The 25,718-nt window shown below is 65.7% G+C and carries 18 protein-coding genes and 3 tRNA genes; 15 read left to right on the plus strand and 6 right to left on the minus strand.

What is annotated here, in order from left to right:
- Window positions 1-42 precede the first annotated feature (42 nt).
- From DGI_RS07760 to DGI_RS07780, 5 genes are all read right to left on the minus strand, one after another.
- A complete protein-coding gene (locus DGI_RS07760) occupies window positions 43-3,084 on the minus strand; it encodes a PD-(D/E)XK nuclease family protein (protein ID WP_051286675.1) in 3,042 nt (1,013 codons plus the stop codon).
- Window positions 3,081-6,521, minus strand: a complete 3,441-nt coding sequence (locus DGI_RS07765; RefSeq protein WP_158407300.1) for a UvrD-helicase domain-containing protein — start codon at window positions 6,519-6,521, stop codon at window positions 3,081-3,083. The genes DGI_RS07760 and DGI_RS07765 overlap by 4 nt, the downstream gene beginning before the upstream one ends.
- Window positions 6,522-6,575: 54 nt before the next feature.
- Entirely contained in the window at window positions 6,576-7,355 is a 780-nt protein-coding gene (locus DGI_RS07770) for a hypothetical protein (protein WP_027193356.1), read from the minus strand.
- A gap of 641 nt (window positions 7,356-7,996) precedes the next feature.
- On the minus strand, window positions 7,997-8,398 hold the full coding sequence (locus DGI_RS07775) for a DUF309 domain-containing protein (RefSeq protein WP_081696968.1): 402 nt from the start codon (window positions 8,396-8,398) through the stop codon (window positions 7,997-7,999).
- Entirely contained in the window at window positions 8,371-8,607 is a 237-nt protein-coding gene (locus DGI_RS07780) for a hypothetical protein (RefSeq protein WP_021760342.1), read from the minus strand. The genes DGI_RS07775 and DGI_RS07780 overlap by 28 nt, the downstream gene beginning before the upstream one ends.
- A gap of 245 nt (window positions 8,608-8,852) precedes the next feature.
- Here DGI_RS07780 and DGI_RS07785 point away from each other — a divergent pair, with 245 nt between their 5' ends.
- The 9 genes from DGI_RS07785 to DGI_RS07825 all read left to right on the plus strand — a co-directional run bounded on the left by DGI_RS07785 (window position 8,853) and on the right by DGI_RS07825 (window position 21,341).
- Complete coding sequence (locus DGI_RS07785; protein ID WP_021760343.1) at window positions 8,853-9,329, plus strand: chemotaxis protein CheW; 477 nt, start codon at window positions 8,853-8,855, stop codon at window positions 9,327-9,329.
- 179 nt (window positions 9,330-9,508) lie between these two features.
- Window positions 9,509-13,048 carry a transcription-repair coupling factor gene (gene mfd / locus DGI_RS07790; protein WP_021760344.1) on the plus strand — a complete coding sequence of 1,180 codons (3,540 nt, stop codon included), beginning with the start codon at window positions 9,509-9,511 and terminating at the stop codon, window positions 13,046-13,048.
- Between the two features lie 129 nt (window positions 13,049-13,177).
- On the plus strand, window positions 13,178-14,293 hold the full coding sequence (locus DGI_RS07795) for a hypothetical protein (protein WP_144284145.1): 1,116 nt from the start codon (window positions 13,178-13,180) through the stop codon (window positions 14,291-14,293).
- Between the two features lie 67 nt (window positions 14,294-14,360).
- Window positions 14,361-15,350 (plus strand): SurA N-terminal domain-containing protein, encoded by a 990-nt coding sequence (locus DGI_RS07800; protein WP_158407301.1) that lies wholly within the window; start codon window positions 14,361-14,363, stop codon window positions 15,348-15,350.
- Between the two features lie 24 nt (window positions 15,351-15,374).
- Window positions 15,375-16,463, plus strand: a complete 1,089-nt coding sequence (locus DGI_RS18355; protein WP_021760347.1) for a helix-turn-helix domain-containing protein — start codon at window positions 15,375-15,377, stop codon at window positions 16,461-16,463.
- A 110-nt stretch (window positions 16,464-16,573) separates the two neighbouring features.
- Window positions 16,574-17,341: a DNA repair protein RecO gene (recO, locus tag DGI_RS07810; RefSeq protein ID WP_021760348.1), complete on the plus strand. Its 768-nt coding sequence runs from the start codon at window positions 16,574-16,576 to the stop codon at window positions 17,339-17,341.
- Between the two features lie 34 nt (window positions 17,342-17,375).
- Window positions 17,376-18,245 carry a glycine--tRNA ligase subunit alpha gene (glyQ, locus tag DGI_RS07815; protein ID WP_021760349.1) on the plus strand — a complete coding sequence of 290 codons (870 nt, stop codon included), beginning with the start codon at window positions 17,376-17,378 and terminating at the stop codon, window positions 18,243-18,245.
- Window positions 18,246-18,266: 21 nt separating this feature from the next.
- Window positions 18,267-20,342 carry a glycine--tRNA ligase subunit beta gene (gene glyS / locus DGI_RS07820; protein WP_021760350.1) on the plus strand — a complete coding sequence of 692 codons (2,076 nt, stop codon included), beginning with the start codon at window positions 18,267-18,269 and terminating at the stop codon, window positions 20,340-20,342.
- A gap of 210 nt (window positions 20,343-20,552) precedes the next feature.
- On the plus strand, window positions 20,553-21,341 hold the full coding sequence (locus DGI_RS07825; RefSeq protein WP_051286677.1) for a Rossmann-like domain-containing protein: 789 nt from the start codon (window positions 20,553-20,555) through the stop codon (window positions 21,339-21,341).
- Between the two features lie 159 nt (window positions 21,342-21,500).
- On the opposite strand, the gene DGI_RS07830 is transcribed toward DGI_RS07825, so the two are convergent.
- Window positions 21,501-21,818 carry a hypothetical protein gene (locus DGI_RS07830; protein WP_021760352.1) on the minus strand — a complete coding sequence of 106 codons (318 nt, stop codon included), beginning with the start codon at window positions 21,816-21,818 and terminating at the stop codon, window positions 21,501-21,503.
- A 176-nt stretch (window positions 21,819-21,994) separates the two neighbouring features.
- Between DGI_RS07830 and DGI_RS07835 the strand changes: the two genes are divergently transcribed.
- The 6 genes from DGI_RS07835 to DGI_RS07860 all read left to right on the plus strand — a co-directional run bounded on the left by DGI_RS07835 (window position 21,995) and on the right by DGI_RS07860 (window position 25,549).
- Window positions 21,995-22,069, plus strand: a tRNA-Gly gene (locus DGI_RS07835).
- 7 nt (window positions 22,070-22,076) lie between these two features.
- Window positions 22,077-22,151: transfer RNA gene (locus tag DGI_RS07840), tRNA-Cys, on the plus strand.
- A gap of 2 nt (window positions 22,152-22,153) precedes the next feature.
- Window positions 22,154-22,228: transfer RNA gene (locus DGI_RS07845), tRNA-Gly, on the plus strand.
- A 90-nt stretch (window positions 22,229-22,318) separates the two neighbouring features.
- Window positions 22,319-23,038 (plus strand): class I SAM-dependent methyltransferase, encoded by a 720-nt coding sequence (locus DGI_RS07850; RefSeq protein ID WP_021760353.1) that lies wholly within the window; start codon window positions 22,319-22,321, stop codon window positions 23,036-23,038.
- A 107-nt stretch (window positions 23,039-23,145) separates the two neighbouring features.
- Complete coding sequence (locus tag DGI_RS07855; protein WP_021760355.1) at window positions 23,146-24,927, plus strand: YcaO-like family protein; 1,782 nt, start codon at window positions 23,146-23,148, stop codon at window positions 24,925-24,927.
- 304 nt (window positions 24,928-25,231) lie between these two features.
- Window positions 25,232-25,549 carry a TusE/DsrC/DsvC family sulfur relay protein gene (locus DGI_RS07860; protein WP_021760357.1) on the plus strand — a complete coding sequence of 106 codons (318 nt, stop codon included), beginning with the start codon at window positions 25,232-25,234 and terminating at the stop codon, window positions 25,547-25,549.
- Window positions 25,550-25,718 lie beyond the last annotated feature (169 nt).

Consider the following 25,718-nt stretch of genomic DNA (forward strand, 5'->3'; position numbering starts at 1 on the left):
GGTTTCCCCTCTCGCAACGTCCTTTTTCAAGATCAACATGCTCTAATCGGCGCGGCTCAGGCAGCCGGCGCTCACGGGGCAGTGGCGGCAACCATCGCCGGGGATGGCGGCATGCACGGCCACGGTCTGGAGGTGGCGCAGCAGGAAGGCCAGCAGCACGGGAATGCGGTGGCGCAGGATGAAGGCCCGGTCTTCGGCCTCCAGGTGGGGACCGAACAGGGGCAGCTCCTGGCCGCCGCGGGCCAGATCCACCAGGGCGGCATCCAACTGGGCAGGATCGACATCCCCTGCCGCCGCCGGCGGGGTCTGCGCGGCGCAGTGGAGGTAGAAGGGCAGCTGCACGCTGCGCAGCCGGTCGGCCAACTGCTGCAGGAGCGCGTCGCCTTCGCGGTCTGTTTCGGGGTCGCCGCCGCGCCAGGCGTCCAGGTCGGCCCAGGGGAAGTTGTCCCAGATATCGCGTGACGGCAACTTGACCGAGCCGGTCTTGTAATCCAGCACCCACAGCCAGCCGTCGCGCCGGTCCATGCGGTCCGCTCGTCCTGCGAGGCGAACCTGTGCGCCATCCACGTCGATGACGCCACGCAGCTGCGATTCCAGGGCCAGGATGGTTGTCTCCGGAAACGCGGCGGCATAGTCTCCCAGGCGTTTGCGGCCGGCCAGGATCGTGGCCGTGCGATGATCGAAGCGCAAGGCCTCGGCCAGGGGATGCCGGGCCAGCGTCTGGGCGAAGAGATCGCCCAGGGCCTGGGGGTCCACGTCGGCGCTGCCCATGGGCCGGTGACAGCGTTCGCCGAAATACGTCTGCAAGGTGGTGTGGACAATCTCGCCCACGGCGGCCATGTCCCCTTCTTCCTTCACCTCGTCCTGGGATTTCAGCTTGAGCAGGTGTTCCTGGATGCACCGCGCGGGGCAGTGCAGATAGGCGTCCAGGAAGGTGGGCGAGAGGGGGCGGCTGCGCAGCCGCGCCGCCACCAGGTCCTTCAGGGCCGGCGTGGCCGGCAGGCCCCGGCGGTCCTGCCCGGGCGCCACAGACGGGAACTGCACGCGCAGCAGGGGCGGTTCCCCAGGCTGCAGCAGCCGGCCTTGTTTCTGTTCCGCCCGCCAGAGCATTTCTTCCACAAACCGGCTCCGCCGCTTCTTTTCATCCAGCAGGCCGGAAGAGGCCGCGCCGGTCTGGGTATACAGACGGGCGGATTCTGCGCTTTCCAGACATCGGAAAAAGACCGCCGCCTGCCGTCGCTCCTGTCGCCAGGCATCGGGCAGACCCAGCAGCCGGCGCAGGGGATCCGGCAAGAGCGGGTCCGCGCCGGGTCGGCCGGGCAGGGCGTCGTCCGTCGCGCCCACCAGATGCAGTTGTTTCACGGGCAGCAGCCGGGCCTCCAGCACGCCCAGCACCTGCAGGCCGGTGAGGGGTTCGGCCTCAAAGGGCACGCGCTCTTCGGCCAAAAGCGTCCGCAGGATGGTGAACAGCAGGGAGGTGGGGCAGGGCTCGTCCCGCATGGTGGCCCCGGAGAGCATGGGCAGCACCTGATGCAGCAGTCGGTGCAGGCCTTCGCCGTCCATGGGGAAGCGACGCCACAGGCCCAGGCCGTGGTGCAGGAGCAGTTCCACGCAGCCGTGGAGGGTCTCGGCCAGACGGCCCAGGGTGGGGGGCTGCTCCCAGGCGGTGAGAAAGGCGCTGAAGACGCGTTCCAACAGGTCGAGGTGCAGGGGGTCCTGCGGCGCGGCCTGCGCGGCCTGCGCGGGATGCGCGGGATGCTGCATGCCGGCCAGGGCCATGCCGGCCAGGTCCTCCCGGCGGACCATGGGCGCGCCCTGCCGCAGCCGGCGTTCCAGCCCGTGGAACAGGGGCCGCAGCACCTGGGGGCTGCCTTCTTCCAGGGTGAGCATTTTCAGGTACGGATGCCGGATAAGGGCCAGCAGATCCCGCCAGTGGTACAGCCCCGGGCCGGCGGCGTGCTGCTGCAGGGTCATGCACAGTTCCAGCAACTGGGCCAGGGAGGAGCGGGCCAGGGGATAGCCGAGGCTGATGTTGACATCCACACCGCCGCTGTCGCTGTGCAGGGGCAGGTGATGCAGCACCGGCAGGAGCATGGCCGGCTCGGAGATGACCACGGCCACGCCGTCCAGATGTCCCGTGGCGGCCAGCTCGGCTCGCAGGTTTTCGGCCAGGGCGGAGAGTTGGGAATGCAGGTCGTAGCCTTCATGCAGCGTGGGGATGCGGAGTTCGTCCGACGCCTCATCCGCATCGGGTTCAGGCGCAGACAGTGGCACACGCTCGGGCCGGCCGGCGCCCCAGCGGGCCAGCAGTTCCTGGATCTGTCCCTGGGACCAGTGCGGCGTTGTGGTCGCACCGTCCGCCAGGGCCGGATCGGCATGCAACACGAGGTCGGCGCGGCCCTGTTCCCACAGATGGCGGAAAAGGATTTCCTCCACCCCGGAACAATCGTCGAAGCCCGCCAGCAGGATGGACGGCTCCTCGATGTGCGCGGCCGCCTCCTCCACCTGCTGGGCCACCAGAAAGGCATCGTACCCCGGCGTAGACCAGCCACGGGCGTCCAGCGTCTCCACATAGGCGGCATACACGGCGTCCAGCGCGGCCAGGAGGCTGGCGGCAAAGGGATCGACCTCCTCTTCCATGTGCTCCAGGGCCTGGGGGACCACGGCGGCCATGAAGCATTCCTCCAGCAGGGATTCCAGCCGCACGCCCCAGGGGAAGAATGTCTCCGCAGACACATCCCGCAGGGCAGGGAAGCCGGCCATGCCCAGGGAGGTGACGATCTGTTGCAGCAGGTGGATGCGGTCCAGCCGGCTGACGATGACGGCCGGGGCGATGTCCAGTTCTCCGCGCAGCCGGGACAGCAGTTCCCCGCCGGCCAGGATGCGCGGCGCGCGCATCGGGACCGTGCTGTGGCTTAGACGGGCGGCCAGGGTGTCCAGCAACTGTCGCTGCGGTCGGCGATGGGGAAAGATCACCAGATGTTCGTGCAGGGGGCGGGGGGCGTCCAGCAGCAGGTCGGCCAGGGCGCGCATGGCGTCGGCCTGCCAGGGGATGAGCAGCACGCGGCCGCAATGTGTTCTCATGATGCAACAATCCTTACGGATTCGATGACCTGCAGGTCAAGATACACCAGCCGGCCTTCGGGGGGCAGGGTGCCTGGATGCATGGCGGCCAGCAGGTGCAGGTAGCGCCGCAGTTGCGCGGCGTCCTCCTTGCGTGGCAGGCCGGACTTGTATTCCACGGCCATGGGGGCGGGGCCGTCCAGCACCAGGAGATCCGGCTTGTGCAACGCCGCGGCGTCTCCCTGGACCTGTGGGGCGAGGATGGTGGTTTCGCGCACGCCGGAGCACAGCCAGGCGCGGGCCTCGGGCAGGCCGAGCAGCCAGGCCAGCCGGCCGCGGACTTCCTCGGCCACGGTCTCGCGGTCGCGGGCAAAGGCGGCGGGGTCGTGGGGATTGGCCAGACCGCGCAAGCCGGCGGCCAGGGCCTTGTCCACGGCAAGGGCCAGGGCATCGGGCGTGGGGTCCGGCGTGTCCAGCCGCAGGTGCTCCAGGCAGCGGTGGAGCAGGGTGCCGCGGCGACGGTTGGCGAAGTTGGCCGGGGTCAGTTCGTTGCGGAAGACCTTGAGCCGGGGCAGCCAGTCCATCGGCGCAAAGTCCATTGGAGCAAAGTCCACCGGCGCAAAGTCGAATGGCTCCGCTGCCATCGGCACGCCTGCCGGGGCGGAAGGCTCGGGAGCTTCGGCTGCCGGAGCGCGTGTGTTCGCGGGCGGCTCACCGCGCTGCTTCACGGTCTCGCCCTCGCCTTCACCCTCTTCCCCTTGCAGATCCAGCAACCCCAGCCGGGGCAGGAGCGCCAGCAGGGCCTTGGTCATGGGGGACTGGGTCGCCCGAGACGGCGCCACCAGACAGTGCAGCTCCTCCACGGGGCGGGTCCAGGCCACATAGAGCACGTGCAGGGCCTCCATGAGCGAGTCGCAGCGCGTCTTGTGGTAGGCCGGTCCCAGTTCGCGCCGGCGTCGCGCCAGCAGGCCGGGCTGGCCGGGGGGGAGGGGCTGCCGGGGATCGTCCGCATCCACCAGCAGCAGATCCTTGTCCAGCCGGGCGGTATCGTGATGGAAGGGGATGATGACCGCCGGGAACTCCAGGCCCTTGGCCTTGTGGATGGTCAGGACGCGTATGGCATCCAGCCCGTCGGGCAGGGGAGCGCGTTCGGTGTCGCCCTTTTCGTTCCAGTAGTCCAGGAAGGCGGACAGGGATTGGTGCCCGGCGGTTTCCGCCAGGTGGGCCACCTCCAGCAGCCGGCGCAGGAAGAGCTGATCCCCCGGCCGGCGCTCCAGCAGCCGGAAGCGGCGGCAGAGCTCCGCCAGGCAGTCATACGGGCCGAGGATGCCCGCCTGGCTGTGGAAGGGTTGCAGCCAGTGCAGCCAGGCGGCGGGAAAGTCCTTTTGGAAGCGCAGGAACAGGGGGGCGGCGGAGCCGTGCTCCAGACGCGAGCGCGCCAGCCGGGCCGCCCAGTCCACCATGGCGGCGTGGCTGAGGCCGCTGGCATCCAGAAAGAGTTCCTGCCCGGAGATCACCTCCCAGAAGGCCAGATCGTCCGGCGGATAGTCCAGAAAGGCCAGGAACTGCATGAGCTGACGCACCAGGGGATGCGCCTTGAGCAGCAGGCTGTTTTCCGTCACCACGGGCACGCCGCGGTCCAGCAGCCACTGGGCCACGGTCTGGGCCTGCTCGTTGCTGCGCACCAGCACGGCCACGTCGCCGAAGTTGCGCCGGGCAAGAACGTCATCCAGCATGCCGTCCATGGCTTCGTGGGTGGCCTCCATGATGGCCTCGGCGTTCTCACCGTCCACGCGCACTACCTGCACCAGCCCCGGGGGTGCGTCGAGGTGTTTGCGGGCAACCTGCTGGGAGGTGCCCCGGAAGGAGTGGCGGATGCCCCGGGCCAGGTCGTCGGCCAGGTCGGCATCGGCCTGGGGCAGCATGACCTGGGCCACCTCCAGGGATACGGCGTCGTCCTCCAGCAGGGAAAACAGCGCATTGTTGACGCCCACCACGGCGGAGGCGCTGCGCCAGTTGGTGTCCAGACTGCCGGCCAGGAACAGCTCCTCAAAACCCCACAGCTCTTCGCGGCGGGGGAGGGCGTCGAAGAGGCCGGCATCGCCACCACGCCAGCCGTAGATGGCCTGCTTGACGTCGCCCACGTAGAACAGGGACCCGCCTTTGGAGAGCACCTCCACGGCCAGGGGCTCCATGGCCAGCCACTGGCTTTGGCTGGTATCCTGAAATTCGTCGATGAGCAGATGGGAGAGCCGTACGCCCAGGCGGCAATAGGCCTCGCTGACGCCGAAGCCCTCGCTGAACAGCGCGCAGACCAGGGGCTCCCAGCGGGCCTTGGGCAGCAGGGACAGCCGGCGCTCCATGGCCGCCAGCTCCGGGGCCAGCACCGCAGCCAGGCTGGCCAGGGGCAGCAGCTCCAGCGCATCGTTGTAAATGGGGTATCGGTCGCGGTGGCGCTGCAGTGCGGTTTGCAACTGCCGGAAGCAGGCCTCGGCCGCGGCGCTGGCCTGGCCCTTGCCGGGTTTGCCCTTGCCGCCCTTGTTCAGGCAGTCGTCCAGAGATTCCTTGGTCGGCCAGACACCGTTGGGCAGGCCGTCGAAGACGGCCATCTGCAGCACTTTTTCCAGATACGCGACAAACAGCGCCTTGGCCGCGAGCTGCTCCGTCTCGATGCAGCCGAGCATGCGGCGGGCGGCGTCCAGACAGTCCAGGCGCATGGCCTCCAGCCGGCGGTTGAGGGCGGGTTTGTCCAGGTCCGGATCCAGCGGGGAGGCGGAGCCGGCCAGGAAGGAAAGCGTTTCCGCCAGCCGCTCCTTGAGCATCAGCGCCGGCGCAAAGCCCTTGGCCGCGCCATAATCCAGGGCGCTGCGGCAGGCTTCCTCAAAGAGGGCGGCCAGGGCCGGATCCTGCCGGGCCCGGTCCACCAGACGGTCGTACAAGGGGTCGAACAGCTCGCTTTCGTCGAAGACGGGCTCAATGTCCGGCGGCAGGCCCAGGGGCAGGGCCGAGAGACGCACCAGCTGGAAAAGCAGGCTGTCGATGGTGCGGATGTTGAGCCGGCTCATGCGGTGCAGGATGATCTCGCACCAGCGGCGGGCATCTTTGGGGTCCAGGCCCTTGGCGGGATGGGCGCAGGGCAGCGCATCGCGCTTGTCCAAGGCCCGCTCCTTGAGGGAGCGCAGCACCCGTTCCTGCATCTCGGCGGCGGCCTTGTTGGTGAAGGTCACGGCCAGGATGGCAGCCCAGTCCAGTGCCGCCAGACTGCCTGCGCAGGCGGCCGCCGGTGGCGGCGCGGCCTGGGGCACGGCCTGGCGCAGCAGATCCAGGAAGCGGCAGGTCAGGGTGAAGGTTTTGCCGGAGCCGGCCCCGGCGCGCAAGGCCAGGAACTTGTGTTCGCTCGATGCCGGCGAGAACCTGGATTCCGACACACTGGGAGGGGCGGAAGGGGATGCGTGCATGGGACAAGCCATAGGCGATCCCGTACCGCAGGTAAAGCCGGTTCTTGCGGGTCGTCAATCCCCGCAATAGATGTCCTGCAGCACCCAGCCTTCCACCCCTTCGCCTTCCTTGAGGTCCGGCAGCCTGGACAGCACGAACCGGCAATCCACCGGGGAGAGCGTGCGCGTGGCGTTGACAAAGCCATGCACCCCGGCCACGTCCACCTCGTGCCAGAGCATGGGGGCGCAGCCGTCGGCGGTGGCGTTGGGGGCCTCGCCGAAGATGGTGTTCGTCACGGCCACGGCTTCATGCGAAAGCGTCCCCACCACCGCCGCCTGCGCCGATGGTTCGGCATGCACGGGCACGTTGGCGTCCACCGCCACCACAGTCTCGAAGAGGTCCAGGCTCTCCGGATACTCGGACGCGATGAGGTAGGGGCAGAGGTACTGCTTTTCCGGACGCGGCCCATCAAATTCGTCGGCCGGGGGCTGGTCCTCGGCCACGCAGCCCAGGGCCACGGCGCGGGCCAGCTCGTCCCAGATCCCCAGGCCGCAGGGGTCTGCGGTGAAGAACTCCAGGATGGGCGTCAGGCCGAAGCCGGTGGGGCGGTTGTCCACCACCAGACGGGCGAGGAATTGCGGGTCGCGGCCTTGCATGGCCGGCCCGAGCTGGGCCTTGAACGCCTGGAAGGAGGCATCGTCGGCAGACTGGTCCACCGGCGGCACGGGGATGCGCTGGGGCTGTGCCTGGGCGGCAGTTGCTGTGCAACAGAGAACACACCAGGCGGCCAGCAGCAGCCGGCACACACGGCGCATGGACAGGGACAGGAACAGGGGGGGAAACGATGCAGACATGCCGATCTCCTGAAAACAGGCCGTCGCCACATACGCCGCAAACACGCGACGGCGGGCGGCACGGCGCGCGCAGTCTCATGGCCTCATGGTCTCATGGCGCGATGTACTCTCAGGAATGACGGCTGGCAAGGGGCGGCAACGGGAGGCGGAAAGGAATGGCAGGAAACGGCGGACAAAACAGATTCACCCCAGGTGTGCGCGGTGTCCGATGTGGGGACGTCGTCTGAGGAAGAATGCCTGCAGACGCATGGCGCTCCGGGGTGAATCCCGTGGGAATCCTTGAGGATTCCCTGGCATGCATCAACTGGCGTGAGGCGAGGGGCCCATGGCCTGGTTGCGCATGCGGGGCTCGCAGCAGCCCGATATGGGGTTGAAAGTTAACGGGAAGTATCCTCCGTTGCAGTGAAGGCGTTCTCCTGGAAATCTCTGCGGATCGCCCGGGAGAGTTCGCCGGGGGGCGGCGGGACCGTCCCACCGTTGAGCACACGCTAGCGCGTTGCCGCGAGGTTGTAAAGCGGGTCAACCATGAAAAATACTTCATGAAATCAACAGAGGGGGCTTGATTGACGCAACAGGGCGCAGCCGCGGATGTTTTTTGCGAAGGTTGTGTGACAAAATCTTCGCATGCACAGCGGCTGGCGTCAGAGTCGGGGGCGCAGGGTGTCGGGCAGGGCGGGCAGGGGCAGCGCCGGCGGGACAGCCTGCACGAACTCCAGCACGGCCGCCGCCTGGATCCGGCAGGCCGCCACGTCCAGCCCCTGGCACTGGGGGGCAAACGGGCGCAGGTATGCCGGGCCCTTGTGCAGCAAAGAGACGGCACCGGCCCGGTTGTTGCGGTCCACATGATACAGCCCCCCCGCCACCTGGATGAGGCCCTTGAAAAAATCCCGCGTCGGGTTGCGATCAGCCAGCCAGAGGGGTTCCAGCAGGTAATGGCAATCCCAGTAGGCCCGGGCGTTGAAGGCCGCCACGGCCTGCAGCAGCACGGGATCGGGGGGACGCCGGCAAAAAGGCGTCAGGCTGTGGGAGGCTGCGGGGCGCACAGGCTGCGCTGGCAGGAACGCAATTGCAGCTCCTGCAGGATGATGCGCTCGTATTCGAGGGATTCCTCGACCTCAACGGTATATTCCTCGTCCAAAAAACGCTCCAGATATTGGGTTTCTTCCCAGAAATCCAGGAGTTCATCGTCGCCGAGCGTTTTGAGCTGATCGGCCAGGGGATATTCCCCGGCCAGCAGAAAGAATCGCGCCATGAAAAGCCTCGCGGAAGGATCGTCCGGGACCGGTGGCCCGGGCTGGCTTCTTCTGTACGCCATGCCGGGGTGGAAGACAACCGCCCTGCAGCCGTGCCGGTTGCCTTTCGAAAAGGATGCCCGTATAACGTGTTGCACCGGAAGCTTGACTCGTGAGGGCGGCAGATTCGGCCAGGCAGACTTGGCATGACCGCTTCCCGGCGGCTGGGACGCGGGCAACACGATTTTCATCGAAGGGGCAATGCATGGAAGAGCTACACAAGCGCCAGGACGCCGAGCTGCTCCAGCTCGTCACGTTCAGCATCGGGGACGAAGAATTCGGCGTGGATATCCTTAAGGTGCAGGAAATCATCCGCACCATGGAAATCACCAAGGTGCCGCGCGCGCCCGAGTTTGTGGAAGGCGTGATCAACCTGCGCGGCAAGGTGATTCCCATCCTGGACCTGCGCCGGCGTTTTGGCCTGGCCTCCCGCGAGCACGACAAGCACACCCGCATCATTGTTATTGAAATCAATAATATGATTGTCGGGTTCGTGGTGGATTCCGTCTCCGAGGTGTTGCGCATTCCGGCCAGCACCGTGGAACCGCCGCCGCCGGTGGTGGCCGGGCTGGAGTCCGAATATATCAGTGGCGTGGGCAAGCTGGAAGATCGCCTGCTCATCCTGCTGGATTTGGACCGCCTGCTCTCCCGCGAGGAAAAGTCTGCCCTGAACCGAATTTAGGCCTGCGCGGGATTGACTGTCCCCATTCTGGGCGCATTCCTGGCGTCTGCGTTCCATTGACCGGGACGGCCTGCTGCGGTAGGCCGTCCCGGAATACAACCGTGCATCGCGCCTCCGGACGGCATGTGGTTCTCGCCGTCGCGGAGGTCTTTTGCGTCCCTTTTTCCTGAAGTGCAGCCATGACATCGCCGTACGATATCCCCGCCACTGCCATTGACCGCCTGGTGCGCGCGCTTTCCGGCAAGGGGCGCACCGAGGCCGCCTTGTACAAGACTGGGCCGGGCACCCGGGCCCTGCTGGCTCATGAACTGCTGCTGGCTGGCGCCCGGCCGGTGCTGGTGGTGCGCGGTGCGGCCGAGCTGCACGAGATGCTGGGGGTGCTGCAGCTCTTCCAGAGCCAGGAGGAGTTCCAGCGCCAGAAGGCCCGCTGGGTGGTGCTGCCGCCGTTTCTGCTGGGCGGCGGTCGGGAGCAGGCCGCCCAACGCACCCTGCGCAAGGACGCCTGGGCCCGGCGCATTGCCGCCTTGTGGGCCCTGCAGACCCACGAGGGCCGAGTGGGGGTGATCTGTACGGTGGACAACTTCCTGCCCTGGTGGCCGCCGCGCAATTTTCTGGACACCAATCATCTGGTCATCAAATCCGGGGAAGAATTGCCCTCGGATCTGATCATCGAGCAGGCCATTACCTGGGGCTACGAGCGGTCCACGCTGGTCTCGCGGCCAGGGGAGCTTTCCCGCCGCGGCGACATCCTGGACATCTTCACCCCCGGGCACGAGCATGCCCTGCGCCTGGAGTTTTTCGGGGACACGGTGGAGGAGATGCGGCTGTTCGATCCCGTCACCCAACGGTCGCATGCCATGCTCAAGGAGGCGGTGCTGCTGCCCGTGCGGCCGCTGGCGGTGACGGCCCAGGCCCGGCAGGAGGCGCTGGCGCGCTTCAAGGCGCTGCGCACGACCAAACGCATTGATCCGGAAGAGGAAAAGGCCCTGCGCCTGGCATTGGAAGAGGGTGGCGCCGGCCTTACCCCCGGGGTGTTCTACGAAACGCCGGCCGTGTTCGAGGACTGGCTCCCCGGGGACCGCACCTGCCTGCAGGCCTCGCCGGAGCTGTTTGCCGCCGTGCTGGAAGAGCAGGCCTGGGCCTGGGAAAAACGCGCCGAAGAGGGCGCCATGTCCGTGCTGCTGGCCAGACGCCGCGCCCTGCACCTGCGCTCCACGGAACAGGCCCTCAAAGGGCTGCAGGCCGGACGCACCCTGCTGTTTCAGTCCCTGGTCATGGGGCTGGAGCGAGAGGGGGACGAAGCGCCCGAGCACAGCATCGACAGCTTTGAGCAGCTCATGCGGCTGGACCGCGAGGAACAGCCCCAGGATGAAGACACCCAGCGGCTGGAGGAGCAACGCCTGCGGGACAGGCCCTGGCAGGCCTTGGTGGAGCGGCTCAAAATCTGGAGCCGCAGCCGGCGGCAGACCCTGCTGTGTTTCTCCTCGGAGCAGGGGCGCAAGAAATTTCTGGCCCTGGCCGCGCAGGACGGCATCATCCCGGCAACGTCGTATGCCACCACGGCCCAGGGGCTCTTTGCCCTGCTGTCGCCCTTTGCCAAGGGGGCGGATCTGCAGTGGAACGGCATGCGCATCCTGGGGGAGGACGTGTTGCAGCCGCGCGGCGCCGTGCGGCCTGCCGTCTCCCGCAAGGAATTCATCGGCCTCAGGCAGTACGAGGAGCTGACCCCCGGCGACCTGCTGGTGCATCGCGACTACGGCCTGGGTCGCTTCCAGGGGCTGGTGCGGCTGGATCTGGGCGGCGTGGGCAACGATTTTCTGCTCATGCATTACGCCGGAGACGACAAGCTCTATCTCCCCGTGGACCGGCTGGGGCTGGTGCAGCGCTTTAAGGGGCCGGAAGAGATCGAACCTGCTCTGGACAAGCTGGGCGGCATCGGCTGGGCCCGCACCCGGGAGAAGGCCCGCAAGGCCGTGGAGCAGATCGCCGGGGAGCTGGTGGAGATGTATGCCTGGCGCAAGGTGGCCAAGGGCTTTACCTACGGCCCGGAAAACGAGCTGTTCCGCGAGTTCGAGGCGTCCTTCGGCTTCGAGGAGACGCCGGACCAGGCCCAGGCCATCCAGGACGTGCTGGACGACATGGCCCGCCCCGAGCCCATGGATCGCCTGGTCTGCGGGGACGTGGGCTTCGGCAAGACCGAGGTGGCCATGCGCGCCGCCGTGCGCGCGGCCCTGGAGAGCCGGCAGACGGCCATCCTGTGTCCCACCACGGTGCTGGCCGAGCAGCACTTTCAGAATTTCAAGGCCCGGCTCAAGGATCTGCCCATCACCGTGGCCATGCTCTCGCGCTTTGTCACGGCCCGGCAGCAGCGGGCCATCCTGGAGCAGGTCAAACGCGGGCAGGTGGATATCCTCATCGGCACGCACCGGCTGCTGTCCCGGGACATTCAGATTCCGAATCTCTCCCTGCTGGTGCTGGACGAAGAGCAGCGCTTTGGCGTCAAGCACAAGGAGCGGCTCAAGGAATTCAAGAAGAACGTGGACGCCCTCACCCTCACGGCCACGCCCATTCCGCGCACGCTGCAACTGTCCCTCTCGGGCATCCGGAGCCTCTCGATTATCGAAACCCCGCCCCGGGAGCGCAAAGCCGTGGAAAGCGCCCTCATCGAGCGCGAGCCCAAGCTGCTCAAGCGTATTCTGGAACAGGAACTCGCCCGCGAGGGGCAGGTGTTCTGGGTGTACAACCGGGTCCAGGGCCTGGAGCAGGTGGTGGATTTCGTCAAACAGCTGGTGCCTGGGGCGCGGGTGGCCATGGCCCACGGGCAGATGGCCGAAAAGCAGCTCGAAGAGACCATGCACGCCTTCTGGCACGGCGAGCTGGACATCCTGGTGTGCACCTCCATCGTGGAATCCGGGCTGGACTTTCCCCGCGCCAACACTATGGTGGTGGATCAGGCCCAGCTCTTCGGCCTGGGGCAGCTGTATCAGTTGCGGGGCCGGGTGGGGCGATCCGACCGGCAGGCGTATACGTACTTCGTCACACCATCCATTGACCAACTGGCGGAAAAGACCCGCAAACGGCTGCAGATCATCATGGACATGGACTACCTCGGCGCGGGGTTCCAGGTGGCCATGGAGGACTTGCGGCTGCGCGGTGCGGGCAACATCCTTGGGGAGAGCCAGTCCGGGCACATTGCCAAGGTGGGGCTGGATCTGTTCCTGGAAATGCTGGAGATGGAAGTCTCCCGTCTCAGAGGCACGGCGCGGGAAGAAGTGGTGGAGCCGGAACTGCAGATCGGCTTTGCGGCGCACATTCCAGAGCATTACATGCCGGACTCCCGCGAGCGGCTTAAATATTACAAAGGGTTCACTTCCATTCATTCCCCCGAGGTGCGACAGGAACTGCAAGCCGAGGTGCGCGACCGGTTCGGCCCCCTGCCCGAGGAGCTCAGCAATTTTCTGGCCGTGCTGGACTTCAAGCGCCAACTGGCGCAGCTGGGCGTGCACAAGGCCGATCTGTTCCCCGGCAAGGTCAAACTTTCCTGGGGTGAAAGCTCCAGGGCCTTGGACCCGGCACGGCTTGTGGCCTGGGTTGCCGGGCAGGCAGGCCGGGCGCGGCTCATGCCGCCCTCCACACTGGAGTTGCGCCTTGATGAAAACGTGGATATGGTCCAGCGTCTGCAACAGGTTGGCGACGCCATCTTCTCCCTCAAGGCCTGAATTCGGATGCAGCTTTTGTTTCGTACCATCGCACCCCTTCGCGTTGCCGCGTCTTTTTTGAGGCAACGCCCCCCCCGATTCGTCCTGCCGGCGATGCTTGCCGGCATCTTGTGCCTTGCCGCCTGCAGCATGGAGCCCGTGCAGGAAGGCGTGGTGGCCACCGTCAATGGCGACCCCGTCACCCTCAAGGAACTGGAATCCGCCTACGATCTTATCCAGCTCGGCTGGGGCGGCCAGCCGGCAGTCACCATCGGCGTCCTGCGGGATCAATATGGCATGGTGCTTTCGCAGTTGCTGGTGCAGACCTTCATCAGCCAGGAGCTGGCCCGGCGCGATCTGAGCGTGACCCAGGACGAATTGAACAAGGCCGAGGCCATGGTCCGCATGGATTACCCCCCCGGCGAGTTCGAACGCATGCTGCTGGAAGAATATATCGACCTTGCCGTGTGGCGCCGGCTGCTCAAGGGCAACCTGGCCACGGAAAAATTCATCCGCAAAGTGCTGCGGCCCCAGGTGCAGCTAGACCCGGCCGAGGTGGTGGCCTATTACAAGGCCAACCAGGACAAGTTCGTGCAGGCGGCCCAGGTGCGCGTGGTGCACGTGACTGGCCCCGGGCGCACCATGGTGCGCGATGCCGCCCTGGCGTATGTGGCCAATCCGCAGCCGGCGGCAGTGCAGACGGCGTTCCCCAAGGTCTTTTTGCAGGAAATGACCATGCAGGAGAATCGGCTGCCCAAGATCTGGGTGGAGGATCTCGCGGCCGCGGTCCTGCTCACGCCCACGGTGGTGCGGGCCAATCAGGCAGGCTTCGAAAGCCTCATCCTCCTGGAGCGCATCCCCGCCCAAAAGCTGGATGCCGGCCTGGGCTCCCCCATTGCGGAAAAGATTCTGCTGGAAGCCCGGCTGGAGGAGGCCTTTCAGGACTGGCTGGCCACCTCCCTGAGCCAGGCCAGCATCCAGGTGAGCGCCCACCTGCTGGCCAAGGCCCGCGAGAAGGAGCGCCTGGAAGAACAGGCCCGCGCCCAGCAGGAGCACGAGGCCGACGACAATGCCTCCCTGAGCCCGGAAGTAATCCAGGAACAGGGGCTGCCCATGGGCGAAGAGGAATGGGAGCTGGACGAAAACGCCTCCCTGGACTTTGAAGGGCCGGAAGTGGAGCTGGAGGCCTCGCCCTCGGACCAACCCTCCGGTGACGACACCACGCCTGGCAACGCCGAGAACAATGGCGCTGCCCGAAATAATTGACCGCAGCTGCTTGCAGGCGCCACCCGCGCCGCAAGAGGGCCGCATGATCGAGGAAAAGGAGCCGCTCGTGGCATACCGCATCGCGCAATGGATGGTTCTCATACTCATGCTGGCCAACTCCGCCGCCGCGCAGCAGGTGGTGGACAGGATCGTGGCTGTGGTCAACGGAGAAATGATCACCCTGGGCGAAATCAATGCCGGCGTGGCCCAGCTGCAGGACAAGCTTCCCGTGCAGCCCACGCCCCAGGCCCAGGAGGCCATGTTGCAGCAGGTGCGCGAATCCCTGCTGCAGGCGCGCATCAACGATATCCTCATCCGGCATGAAGTCGAGCGGCTCAAGCTCAATGTGGACCCGGCGGACATCGAAAGCCGCATCCGCGCCTTTCGCGAAGAGCACGAATTGACGGAAGAGGAATTTCGCTCCCAGCTGGCCTTGATGGGCAAGACGCGAGCGCAGTTCATGGAGGAGACCAAGCGGGATATCCTCAAAACCCAACTCATCAATTACATGGTGCACCGCAAGGTGGTGGTCACGGATCAGGAGGTGGACGAGTTCCTCGCCTCCGGCGGCAGTCCCAAACCGCGGACCATGCCCTCGGCATCCCCTTCGCCTGCGGCGGCAGTGAATACTTCCCGGGTGCACCTCGCGGTCCTCATGGTCAATGACGAACCTACGGCCAACCGCATTTACAAGGATGTGACCGGCGGCAAACTCTCCTTCGCCGCCGCGGCCAAACAGTTTTCCGTGGGGCCTGCTGCCGAAGACGGCGGCGACATGGGCGAACTGGCCCTGGTGGATCTTGGGGCGTCCCTGCGCAAGGCCCTGGAGGGTCTGCGGCCGGGCGACATCTCCAAACCGTTCCGCCTGGAAGCCTCCTTTGCCCTGGTGCACCTGCTGGAGCAAGGCACCGGCCCTGCACGGAGCCCCTCGCTTCCCGCAGCGAGTTATGATAGACAAGCCGTCCGCGCACAACTGCACAAAGCCAAGACCGAGACGCTGTTTCTGGAATACCTGGCCAAGCTGAAAAGCAAGGCACTTATCAAAATTAACTGGTAGCTGATTCAGACGGGCAAAAGACACATGACATACGGCGACGATTACGACAGCCACGCCCAGGAAGCATGCGGGCTGACCGATTTCAGGGATGTCGGGCTCGCACTGCAGCGCCGTCGCCTGGAACTTGGCCTCTCCATTGACGACGTCATGGCGCGGACCAAACTCGGCAGGCGCACGCTTGAGCAGCTGGAACGGGGCGATTTGCAGGAACTGCCGCACCCGGTCTATATAAAAGGCTTTATCAAGGCCTATATTGCTGTGCTCAACGTGGGGATGGACGACCTGCTGCCCGGCCTGGATGGTGTGCTGGACTCTGCCTGCCCGGCGGATCCCTCGCCCCGGAAGTCGTCCCGGGGGCTGCCCAACGTGCAGCCGTACAGCATGCCCCTGCCCAGCGCCAAACGGCTCAAAAGCATTTTCTTCATCATCCTGCTGCTCATGCTGGGCGTGGGCGGCCTGATCTGGTACTCGGTATCCGAAGAGGAGCCGGCCATAGACAATACCTCGCTCCTGCCGGTGGAGGAGAACGCCTCGGCCCTGTCGCATGTGCCGGCGGAGGTGCTTGAGGAACTGCCGGCGCTGGCCGAGTCTGCCGAGGAAGCCCTGCGCAATCAGACCGCAGGAGGGGGGGCGCAGAACGCGCTGCCCGCGCCGACGCTGCAGCCGGGAGCAGCCAACGCCACGGCCGCCGGCAACGGGTCTGTCGGAGGTGGCGGGGTCAATGGGACCAGCGGGACCAACGGGACCAGCGGGACCAACGGGACCAACGGGGCCAACGGGACTGGCCCCCTGGCTGCGGTCAATGCCACCAATGCCCTGGGCGAGCTCGGGTCCGAAAAGCCGTCCGTGGAGCTCAAGTCTCCCGCCGGCACCAAGCAAACGCTGCTGGTCAAGGCCAAGGAGCAGTGCTGGGTGGGGCTGACGCTGGATCTGGAAACCGCCAAGGATTTTTATCTTTATCCCAACCAGTTCGCGGTCATCCGCTTTGAGGATACCGTCACCCTGCGTCTGGGCAATGCCGGTGGGGTGAACTTCGTCTTCAACGGCAAGGAGTTTCCCACCAGCTACGAGCGGGGAGTGGTCAAGACGCTCACCTTCCCGCCAGGGCGGTGAGCGTGTCGGCAGACTCTGGAACAACGCTCCGGACGCGCAACCGTTCCTCGCAACGGTGTGCGCCGACTTCCTATTTTCTCAACAGGCTCTAGTCCCAGCAGGCGCGCCACATGGAGTACAGCGATCAGGCCCTCGTGCTGCGGGTGGGCCGGTTCAAGGAGGCCGACTGCTGGGTCAAGGCCTATTCTCCGGATCATGGCGTGTTCACTGCCTTTGCCTTTGGCGGCATGAAGAGCCGGCGGCGGTTCTGCGGCTGCCTGGACCCGCTGAATCTGCTCACGCTGCGACTCAAGAAGGAAAAGGGCGGCCGCTATGTGAGCCTCATGGAAACCGGCCTGCTTGCCGCGCCGCGGCGGCTGCGCCGCGATGCCCTGCGCCTGGGCATGATGATGAATTGTCTGAAATTTCTGGAAGCCTTGGCCCCGGGGGCCGAACACGCCGCCTCCGCCTTTGCCCTGGCCACACAGACCATGGCCGCCTTTGAAGATCGCGAGCGCCTGCCTGCCGTCTTCCCGGCCCTGTTTCGCTGGCGGCTGACCCTGGATCAGGGCTACCGCCTGGCGCTGGATGCCTGCCACGGCTGCGGCGCCTCCCTGCGCGAGGGGGAGGAAAGCGTCCGGCTTTCCCTGCGGGATGGGCACGTGTTCTGCGCGCAATGCGGCTGGACCCGGGACGCGGCGGCCAGCCACTGGCTTGCCCGGCCGGCCTGGGAGGTGCTTTGTCAGGCGGCCGAAGCCTCGCCGGCCTGCTGGGGACTGGATGCCGCGGGAGATCAGGCATCGTCGGAAGCACTTTCCGCCGCCGCCCGCGCTGCTGATCGGTATGTGGTCGTACATACTGGCGTGCACTGGGACCGCTTCGGCTACCGCCGGAGCTGACGACTTTTTTTGTATTGCTCTCAAGGAGATCGGCATGCATTTTCAGGACGTCATCCTCACCCTGCAGCAGTTCTGGACCTCGCGCGGATGCGTGCTGCAGCAGCCCTTTGATGTGGAAGTGGGTGCGGGCACCTTCAACCCGGCCACCTTCCTGCGTTCCATCGGGCCGGAACCGTGGAATGTCTGCCACGTGGAACCCTCCCGCCGGCCCGCAGACGGCCGCTACGGCGAGAACCCCAACCGGCTGCAGCACTATTATCAGTTCCAGGTCATCCTCAAGCCGTCGCCCTCCAACGTGCTGGAATTGTACCTGGAAAGCCTGGCCGCCCTGGGTATTCGTCAGGAAGAGCACGACCTGCGCTTTGTGGAAGACGACTGGGAATCCCCCACCCTGGGCGCCTGGGGCCTGGGCTGGGAAGTCTGGTGCAACGGCATGGAGATCACCCAGTTCACCTATTTTCAGCAGGCCGGCGGCATCGACTGCAAGCCCGTGTGCGCGGAAATCACCTACGGTCTGGAGCGCATCTGCATGTATCTCCAGGAAAAAGAATCCGTGTACGACCTGTCCTGGAACGAGCACGTCCGCTACGGTCAGATCCATCACCAGAACGAAGTGGAGATGAGCCGGTACAACTTCGAGGCCAGCAACGCGGACATGCTCCGCCAGCTGTTCGACATGTTCGAGGCGGAAAGCAAGTCCCTGGTGGAAAAGCAGTTGCCCTGGCCGGCGTATGATTATTGCCTCAAGTGCTCCCATGCGTTCAACATGCTCCAGGCCCGCGGCGTCATTTCCATCACCGAGCGCGCCGGGTACATCGCCCGCGTGCGGGCCCTGGCCTCGGGCGTGGCCAGACTGTATGCCGACCAGCGGGAAGCCATGGGCTGGCCCCTCCTCAACGCATAAGAATTTCCATAGGATAGAACCATGTCCTGTTTTGTGTTTGAAATCGGGTTCGAGGAGATGCCCTCGCGCTTCCTGCCAGGGATCGTGGAGCAACTGTCCCAGTATTTCCGGGCCGCCCTGGCTGAGGCCGAGCTGCCCCATGGCGAGCTGGTCTGCCATGCCACGCCGCGTCGCGTGGCCCTGCTGGTGCACGGCCTGGCCGAGGCCCAGCCCCTGCGCGAGGAAACCGTCATGGGACCGCCGGTAAAGGTGGCCCTGGATGGTGCCGGCGCGCCCACCAAGGCCGGCCTGGGCTTCGCCAAGTCCCAGCAGGTGGAGTTCGAGCAGTGCATGATCGTCTCCACGGACAAGGGCGATTATCTGGCCGTGCAGAAGACCGTGGGCGGCAAGGCCACCCTGGAGGCGCTGCCGGCCCTCTGCGCCACTGCCTTGGAATCCATCCATTTTCCCAAAAAAATGCGCTGGGGTTCCGCGGACTTCACCTTCGGCCGTCCGGTGCGCTGGCTGTTGGCCCTGCTGGATGGCGAGGTGGTGCCCTTCGAGGCCGCCGGGCTCGTCTCCGGTCGGCAGACCCGCGGCCACCGCGTGCACGGCATGGGCCCCTGGGACGTGCCCACGGCGGCGGACTATCTGCGGCTGCTGGAAGAGCAGGGCAAGGTGGTGCTGGAAGGCGAGCGGCGCAAGGCCATCGTGCGGCAGGAGGGCGATGCCCTGGCCGCCGCGGCAGATGGCCGCATCGTCTGGCGGGATCGGCTCATGGACGAGGTCGCCGGCCTGGTGGAGCACCCCAAGGCCATGCTGGGCAACTTCGACCCCGCCTTCCTCCTGCTCCCGCGTGACGTGCTCCTGACCAGCATGGAGGCGCACCAGAAGAGCTTCGGCGTGGAGAACGACCGCGGCGAACTGCTGCCGCATTTCCTGTGCGTGCTGAATCTGGAGCCCACCGGCTTGGAGCGGGTGCGCGCCGGCTGGGAGCGCGTGCTCAAGGCCCGCCTGTCCGACGCCATGTTCTTCTGGAACATGGACCTCAACTGTTCCCTGGAGCTGTGGGCCGAAAAGCTGGAAAAGGTGACCTTCCTCAAGGGGTTGGGCTCCATGGCCGACAAGTGCCGGCGTGTGGAGGCCCTGTGCGACTTCATCGCCGGGCAGGTGGAACCGTCCCTCAAGCCGGTGGCAGCCACGGCGGCCCGCTTTGCCAAGGCCGATCTGGTTTCGGAAATGGTGGGCGAGTTCGCGGAGTTGCAGGGCATCATGGGCGGGATTTACGCCGCACAGTTCGGTGAGGAAGACGCCGTGTGTCAGGCCATCGCCGAGCAGTATCTTCCCGCCGGGCCGGATACCCCCGTGCCCGCCAGCCTGGCTGGCGCCATCCTGGCCCTGGCCGATCGGCTGGACACCCTGGCCGGCTGCTTCGCCCTGGGCAAGATCCCCACCGGCGCGCAGGACCCCTTTGCCCTGCGCCGCGCTGCCCTGGGCGTGTGCCGCATCTGCATTGAACATTCCTTGCGGCTGCCCCTGGGCGACCTGGCCGCCCAGGCCCTGCAGTGCTACACCGGCCAGACCTGGAAGCGTGCGCCTGAAGAGATTCTTCAGGATTTGATGGAGTTTCTGCGCGAACGCCTCCGGCAGATGCTCATGGGGCAGGGCGCGGATACCCTGGTGGTGGAAGCCGCCCTGGGCGCGGGCTACGACGACCTGCGCAGCCTGAAGGATCGCGTGGATGCCCTGCAGGCCTTCCGCCAGGAAGCCGACTTTGGCCAGGCCGTGTTGACCTTCAAGCGCGCCGCCAACATTATCGCCAAGAGCGGTGCCGTGGATGCGACCTTCGATCCGGCCCTGCTGCAGCAGAATGAGGAAAAGGCCCTGGCCCAGGCCATCCAGGACGTGGCCCCGCGCGTTGAGGCGCTCTGGGCTGCCGACGATTATCCCGCGCTCCTGGCCCTGCTGCGCGAGCTGCGCCCCGCCGTGGACGCCTTCTTCGATCACGTGATGGTCAACGTGGAAGACGCCGCCCTGCGCGCCAATCGCCTGGCCCTGCTGGCCGCCCTGGTGGGCATGCTCGGCCGTGTGGCCGACTTCGGCGCGTTGCAGGTGTAACTATATGGGAAGGGGGGACGCTGTCCCCCCCCGCCCCCTGCCAGGNAATTTGATAGTATTTTGTAATTATAACAGAAGTCTTTGGGGAGGGGGTTCCCCCAGGGTCTCTTTTCAAAGATAAAATGCTCTAAACCCGGGGGGAGCGCAGGGCACGGGGGATTTGTTCCAAAGGCCTTGCCTTGCGCTCCTGTTGAGGGGTAGCATTGGTGCATGAACGCACGTCATCGCCAGATTCTCGACGCCATCCGCACCGATCTGCATCGGATTCCTGAAACCGTCGTGATGCGCGCCGCCTGCGCCACCATGGGCCATGGGCAGATGGTGGGCATTCTGGCGCGTCCTGCCGAGGGTGCGCCGGAGGACTCCCGCGCCGGCCTGGGAGCCATTCCCCCGGAAGTGCAGGGGAGGCCCTGCGCTGCGCCGGAAGCGGGCGCATCCTGCCGGGAGCTGGCCGCGCCGTTGTTGTCCGGCGAGGCGGTCCTCTCCCATGCCGCCAGCTGGGCCCTGGCTGCGGTGAACGCCAGCCTGCCCACCCCGGCCGGGGCCAGGACGGTGAAGGGGCAGGACATCATGCGCCAGCTCGGCACGGGCCGCAACGTGACCGTGGTGGGACATTTTCCGTTTGTGGAGCGCATGGCCGACGAGTTCGCCAGCTTTCACGTCCTGGAGCGAAATCCCCGTCCTGGTGATCTGGACAACCGCGATGGCCACGCTGCCGCAGCGGTGTTGCCCGAGGCCGACGTGGCCGTCATCACCGGCACCACGCTGCTCAACGGGACATTGGGCACGCTGCTGGAACTGCTGCCGGCGGGCTGCACGGTGATTCTGCTGGGGCCGTCCACTCCGTTTGCGCCGTCATTGCTGGAATGCGGCATCCACGTGCTGGCCGGCGCGGCAGTCATCCGCCCGGCGGAAACGCTGGACGCAGTGGCCCGTGGCAGTTGCTTCCGCAGCCTGCCGGGCGTGTCGCATCTGGTTTGGCCCGGGGCAGGGACGTAATTCCCCGCCCGCATCAGCCATGAGAGCATGTTGATCTTGAAAAAGGTTCTCCCTTCTCGCGCGCTCCCCTTCCAANAGAACCTTTCTTCAGAAAGGTGTTCCCCCGAGAACTCCTTTGCAGAGATACCTTGCCCTAGGACCGCGTGGCGAGAGCCGGCATCACGCCCAGGTGTTGGCCAGGGCGCCAATGCCGGCGGCGTAGGACCCGAGCACGTCCTTGTTGAAGGCGTAACTCTGGGACATGGCGTCCGCCCCGCCGCTGGCGCCGCCCGAGGCGAAGCTGGGCGAGTTCATGTAGTCCAGGGTCTTGTTGACCACGGATGCGCCGAAGGTCTGTTTGTCGAACGGGGCGGCGACGGCAGAGGCAGAGCCCTGGTTGTTCATGTAGTCCAGAGTCTTGGAAACGACTGCCGCGCCGAAGGTCTGTTGGTCCCACACGCCGCTGGAACCGAACCCGTCGATGGAATTGATGGACATGCGCACCTCCCGGGGATAAGCAGGAAGGCGGAAGGCAAAATACCGCCTCTCGTGTTCTATCGGCAGCATGACATAAAATCTTGAGGGCTGCGAGCGAAAAAAAATTTTTCGACGATCATTGCGCCTGCCGCCTTGACAGATGGGCCGGTTCTTTGTAGACACCACTTTCTCTGCACGCGGGAGTAACTCAGTGGTAGAGTGCAACCTTGCCAAGGTTGAAGTCGCGGGTTCAAATCCCGTCTCCCGCTCCAGCAGAAAGGCGGCATAGCCAAGTGGTAAGGCAGAGGTCTGCAAAACCTCCATCCTCCGGTTCAAATCCGGATGCCGCCTCCAGGGCGGGAGTAACTCAGTGGTAGAGTGCAACCTTGCCAAGGTTGAAGTCGCGGGTTCAAATCCCGTCTCCCGCTCCACTCCCTGAAGCGTGCAGCCGGCCCACAAGGCCGGCTGCTTTTTTTTGTGCGCTTTTCGGTTTCAGATCAAAAAAGTAGGAAATCAAGTCCATGACCATGCACCAGACCACAGACCTGGACGCGCTCCTCGCCCAGCTTGCCGAGGCGTACCCCGTGGCTTTCGAGGCCGTGACCCTGGACGGCCTGACCCTGGACGTGCTGCAGATTGCCGATCTTTCCGCCTATCTTGACCGCATGCTGCAGCAGGCCGGCACGCAGCCGGCGCAGTTGCCGCTGTTTGCCAAGCTCTGGTCCGGGGCGCTGATGCTGGGCTATGTGGTCAAGCGCATGCCCCTGCCGCCCCAGGCGCGCGTGCTGGAGCTGGGCGCGGGCGTGGGCTTGTGCGGCATGGTGGCCGCGGCCCGCGGCCTGCAGACCGTGCTGGCAGATGCGCACCCGCATGCCCTGGGCTTTTTGCAGGCCGGGGTGCTCAAAAACGGCCTGTCGGCAACGGCGCAGGTACTGCCCCTGGACGCCAGCTTTGACGCCATGGCCGACCGTTACGAGCTCATCCTGGCGGTGGAACCGGATCTGGACCCGGAATCCATGCGCGCCCTGGCCAAGCGGCTGGTGCGACGGCTGGCTCCCACGGCCACGGCGCAGTGTCTGCTGGCCTTCAATTATGGTCGCAACGTCAAGAAACTCATGGGTATCCTGGAAAAGGACTTCCACATCCAGCAGCAGGTGGTGGGCGCCAAGGCCGGCGAGGCCCTGGAGGACAAGCGTCTGGTGGCCATCTACCGCTGCACCCCGCGCAAAATTGTGAGCTAGAGCATTTTAATTTTGAAAAAGGACTTTGCGAGAGAGGAAGCCTTTTNTCTTCAGAAAGGCTTTCCCCCGAGAACTCCTTTCAAAGATAACTTGCTCTAGGAGCCGTCATGACTGCTGCTTCCATCCGACACATCACCATTGGCGCGTCTCCCAAGGGCGTCTCCCGCGATCTGGACAAGGCCATACCGCCGGCCGAAACCGTGGCGCGGGTGCTCGGCGTGCTGGAAGATCGGGCCATCCTGCAGGAGCTCAGGCGCATCGACGTGGGCCGGCTGGGCATCCCCGTGTACCTGAGCGTCTGCGGCGAGGCTGCCCGGGGCGTCATGCCCACCAGAAAGCAGATGGGCAAGGGATCCTCGCCGGAGCAGGCCCAGGCCTCGGCCCTCATGGAGCTGGTGGAGCGTTACAGCTTCTTCAGCTTCTGGGACAATGCCGACGCCCTGCTTGTCGGGCGCTACAGCCAGGCCCTGGCCGGCGAGCTGCCCGGACAGACGCCGGCGCATGGCAGCGTGCTCCCCGTGGCGCGGGTGCTGCAAAGCGTGGGCGAGGCCATGGACGAAGCCACGGCCCTGCAGCTGCTGGATCTCATCGAACTACAGTTCGCCACGGCCACGGATCTGGCCACAGGGCAGGACGTGCTGGCACCCCTGTCCTGGTTCCGGCGGCTGGGCGAGTTCAACGGCACCTCCGCCGGCAACACGCCCGAGGAATCCATCCTCCAGGGCCTGTGCGAGCTGGTGGAGCGGCACGTCTGCTGCCTGGTGGATCGCCAGCGGCCCACGGATCTGCCCACCATCGACCCGGCCTCCTGCACGGACCCCGTATTGGCGGACTTGCTGGCCAGGTTCGCGGAGAATGGCATTGTGGTGCTGCTGAAGGATTTTTCCATGGGCCTGCCCGTGCCCACGGTGGGGGCGGCGGCCTGGGATCCTGAGACGTTTCCGCAGCTTTCGGAAGTGGTCTTCACCGCCGGCACGGCCACCTCTCCGGCCAAGGCGGCGGTGCGCGCCCTGACGGAAGTGGCGCAGCTGGCCGGGGATTTCATCACCGGCGCATGCTACGAGGCCTCCGGCCTGCACAAGCCCACTGCCTGGAACGAGCTGGACTGGCTGCAGCAGGGCCCCAGGGTGCCCCTGGCCAGCCTGCCGGACATCCGGGATCAGGACATGGGCCAGGAACTGCGCGCCCTGGTGCAGGGCCTGACGGCCCAGGGCTGGCAGTGTCTGAGTGTGGATCTGACCCTGCCCGAGCTGGGCTTGCCGGCGCATTACAACATCGTGCCGGGGATGGCCTTTCGGGAGCGTGACCGCCATGCCAGCCTGGGAATGTTCATCGGCCGCCAACTTGCAGAGGATGCCCCGGCCGACGACGCCCGCGAGGGGCTGGCCCTGCTGGAGCAGGCCTATCCCGGCGCGCACTTTGTCTCGTTCTTCCAGGGGTTGTTCCACCTGCGGGAAGGGGAGTATCTGGCCGCGGCGGCCTGCTTTGAGGAGGCCGAGCCCCTGCAGCCGGACGATGAGGCCCGCGCCCTGGCAGCGTTCTATCAGGGCTATGTCTGGTCTCTGCTGGAGGACTGGGCCGGCTCCGAGCCCTGCCTCAACCGCGCCCTGGCCCTGACTGACGAGGTGAAGGAGTACTTCAACCTGCGCGGTGTGGCGCGATTCAAGCAGGGACAGTTCGAGGCTGCAGCCGGCGATTTCGAGGCCGCCCTGCGGCTGGACAAGGGCTCGGCCATCGACTTGGCCAACCTTGGATTATGTAAGAAAAATATGGGGTTGACGGAGGAGGCCTGCGAGCTGCTGCGCGCCGCCGTAGCCTTGGATGCCGGACTGGATTTCGCCGCCCAAACCCTGCTGCAGTTGGAGGACGGAAAGGATTCTGTGGAATAAAAGCTGGTTGCAGGTAAATGGCGAACATGTGGCCGCTCTCACAAATTCGTTGACAATTGCGCCGTGCTGCCAGTAAATACCCATGACTGCGGCGCGATTGTGTTCGAGCGAGAATGCATGCGGCGCAGGCGGGGGGGAGGCACCGGGTGCCACGCCATGCGCGCCTTCCCGAGGTTCTTTGCTACGTGTTCTTGGTCCCGGCATTGGGGCCAGACCATACAGTGTCGAGGCAGCATGACGTTGCACTGGTGACAAGATGCGACGTCGTCTCCTAACCAATCCAGCGTCCTAAGGAGGACCCTACATGGCAACTGTCGAATTTGCCGGCAAGTCTTTTGAAGTGGATGAAGACGGTTTCTTGCAGCGCTTTGAAGACTGGAGCCCCGAGTGGGTTGACTACGTGAAGGAGTCCGAAGGCATCAAGGAACTCACCGAAGACCACCAGAAGGTCATCGACTTCCTGCAGGACTACTACAAGAAGAACGGCATCGCTCCCATGGTGCGTATCCTCTCCAAGGTCACCGGCTTCAAGCTGAAGCAGATCTACGAACTGTTCCCCTCCGGCCCCGGCAAGGGCGCCTGCAAAATGGCTGGCCTGCCCAAGCCCACCGGCTGCGTCTAGGCCACACAGGTTCCGATTCAAAGGCCGGGCTTTCCTCTGGAAGGCCCGGCCTTTTTTGCGTGCAGTACCCGGCCGCGCCGACGGGCCAGCGCAAGGTATCCTTGAAAAAGAGGTGCGAGCGGGGAACCCTTTTGCAAAAGGTTTCTCCGCTCGCGCGCTCCCCTTCCAA

This window comes from Megalodesulfovibrio gigas DSM 1382 = ATCC 19364 (genome assembly GCF_000468495.1).
Classification (GTDB): Bacteria; Desulfobacterota; Desulfovibrionia; order Desulfovibrionales; family Desulfovibrionaceae; genus Megalodesulfovibrio; species Megalodesulfovibrio gigas.

What these genes read in the sequence shown, in the direction of transcription:
- DGI_RS07760 (WP_051286675.1), bottom strand. Translation starts at nt 3,084, where the DNA reads ATGAGAACACATTGCGGCCGCGTGCTGCTCATCCCCTGGCAGGCCGAC.
- DGI_RS07765 (WP_158407300.1), bottom strand. Translation starts at nt 6,521, where the DNA reads ATGCACGCATCCCCTTCCGCCCCTCCCAGTGTGTCGGAATCCAGGTTC.
- DGI_RS07770 (WP_027193356.1), bottom strand. Translation starts at nt 7,355, where the DNA reads ATGTCTGCATCGTTTCCCCCCCTGTTCCTGTCCCTGTCCATGCGCCGT.
- DGI_RS07780 (WP_021760342.1), bottom strand. Translation starts at nt 8,607, where the DNA reads ATGGCGCGATTCTTTCTGCTGGCCGGGGAATATCCCCTGGCCGATCAG.
- DGI_RS07785 (WP_021760343.1), top strand. Translation starts at nt 8,853, where the DNA reads ATGGAAGAGCTACACAAGCGCCAGGACGCCGAGCTGCTCCAGCTCGTC.
- mfd (WP_021760344.1), top strand. Translation starts at nt 9,509, where the DNA reads ATGACATCGCCGTACGATATCCCCGCCACTGCCATTGACCGCCTGGTG.
- DGI_RS07795 (WP_144284145.1), top strand. Translation starts at nt 13,178, where the DNA reads ATGGAGCCCGTGCAGGAAGGCGTGGTGGCCACCGTCAATGGCGACCCC.
- DGI_RS18355 (WP_021760347.1), top strand. Translation starts at nt 15,375, where the DNA reads ATGACATACGGCGACGATTACGACAGCCACGCCCAGGAAGCATGCGGG.
- recO (WP_021760348.1), top strand. Translation starts at nt 16,574, where the DNA reads ATGGAGTACAGCGATCAGGCCCTCGTGCTGCGGGTGGGCCGGTTCAAG.
- glyQ (WP_021760349.1), top strand. Translation starts at nt 17,376, where the DNA reads ATGCATTTTCAGGACGTCATCCTCACCCTGCAGCAGTTCTGGACCTCG.
- glyS (WP_021760350.1), top strand. Translation starts at nt 18,267, where the DNA reads ATGTCCTGTTTTGTGTTTGAAATCGGGTTCGAGGAGATGCCCTCGCGC.
- DGI_RS07825 (WP_051286677.1), top strand. Translation starts at nt 20,553, where the DNA reads ATGAACGCACGTCATCGCCAGATTCTCGACGCCATCCGCACCGATCTG.
- DGI_RS07830 (WP_021760352.1), bottom strand. Translation starts at nt 21,818, where the DNA reads ATGTCCATCAATTCCATCGACGGGTTCGGTTCCAGCGGCGTGTGGGAC.
- DGI_RS07850 (WP_021760353.1), top strand. Translation starts at nt 22,319, where the DNA reads ATGACCATGCACCAGACCACAGACCTGGACGCGCTCCTCGCCCAGCTT.
- DGI_RS07855 (WP_021760355.1), top strand. Translation starts at nt 23,146, where the DNA reads ATGACTGCTGCTTCCATCCGACACATCACCATTGGCGCGTCTCCCAAG.
- DGI_RS07860 (WP_021760357.1), top strand. Translation starts at nt 25,232, where the DNA reads ATGGCAACTGTCGAATTTGCCGGCAAGTCTTTTGAAGTGGATGAAGAC.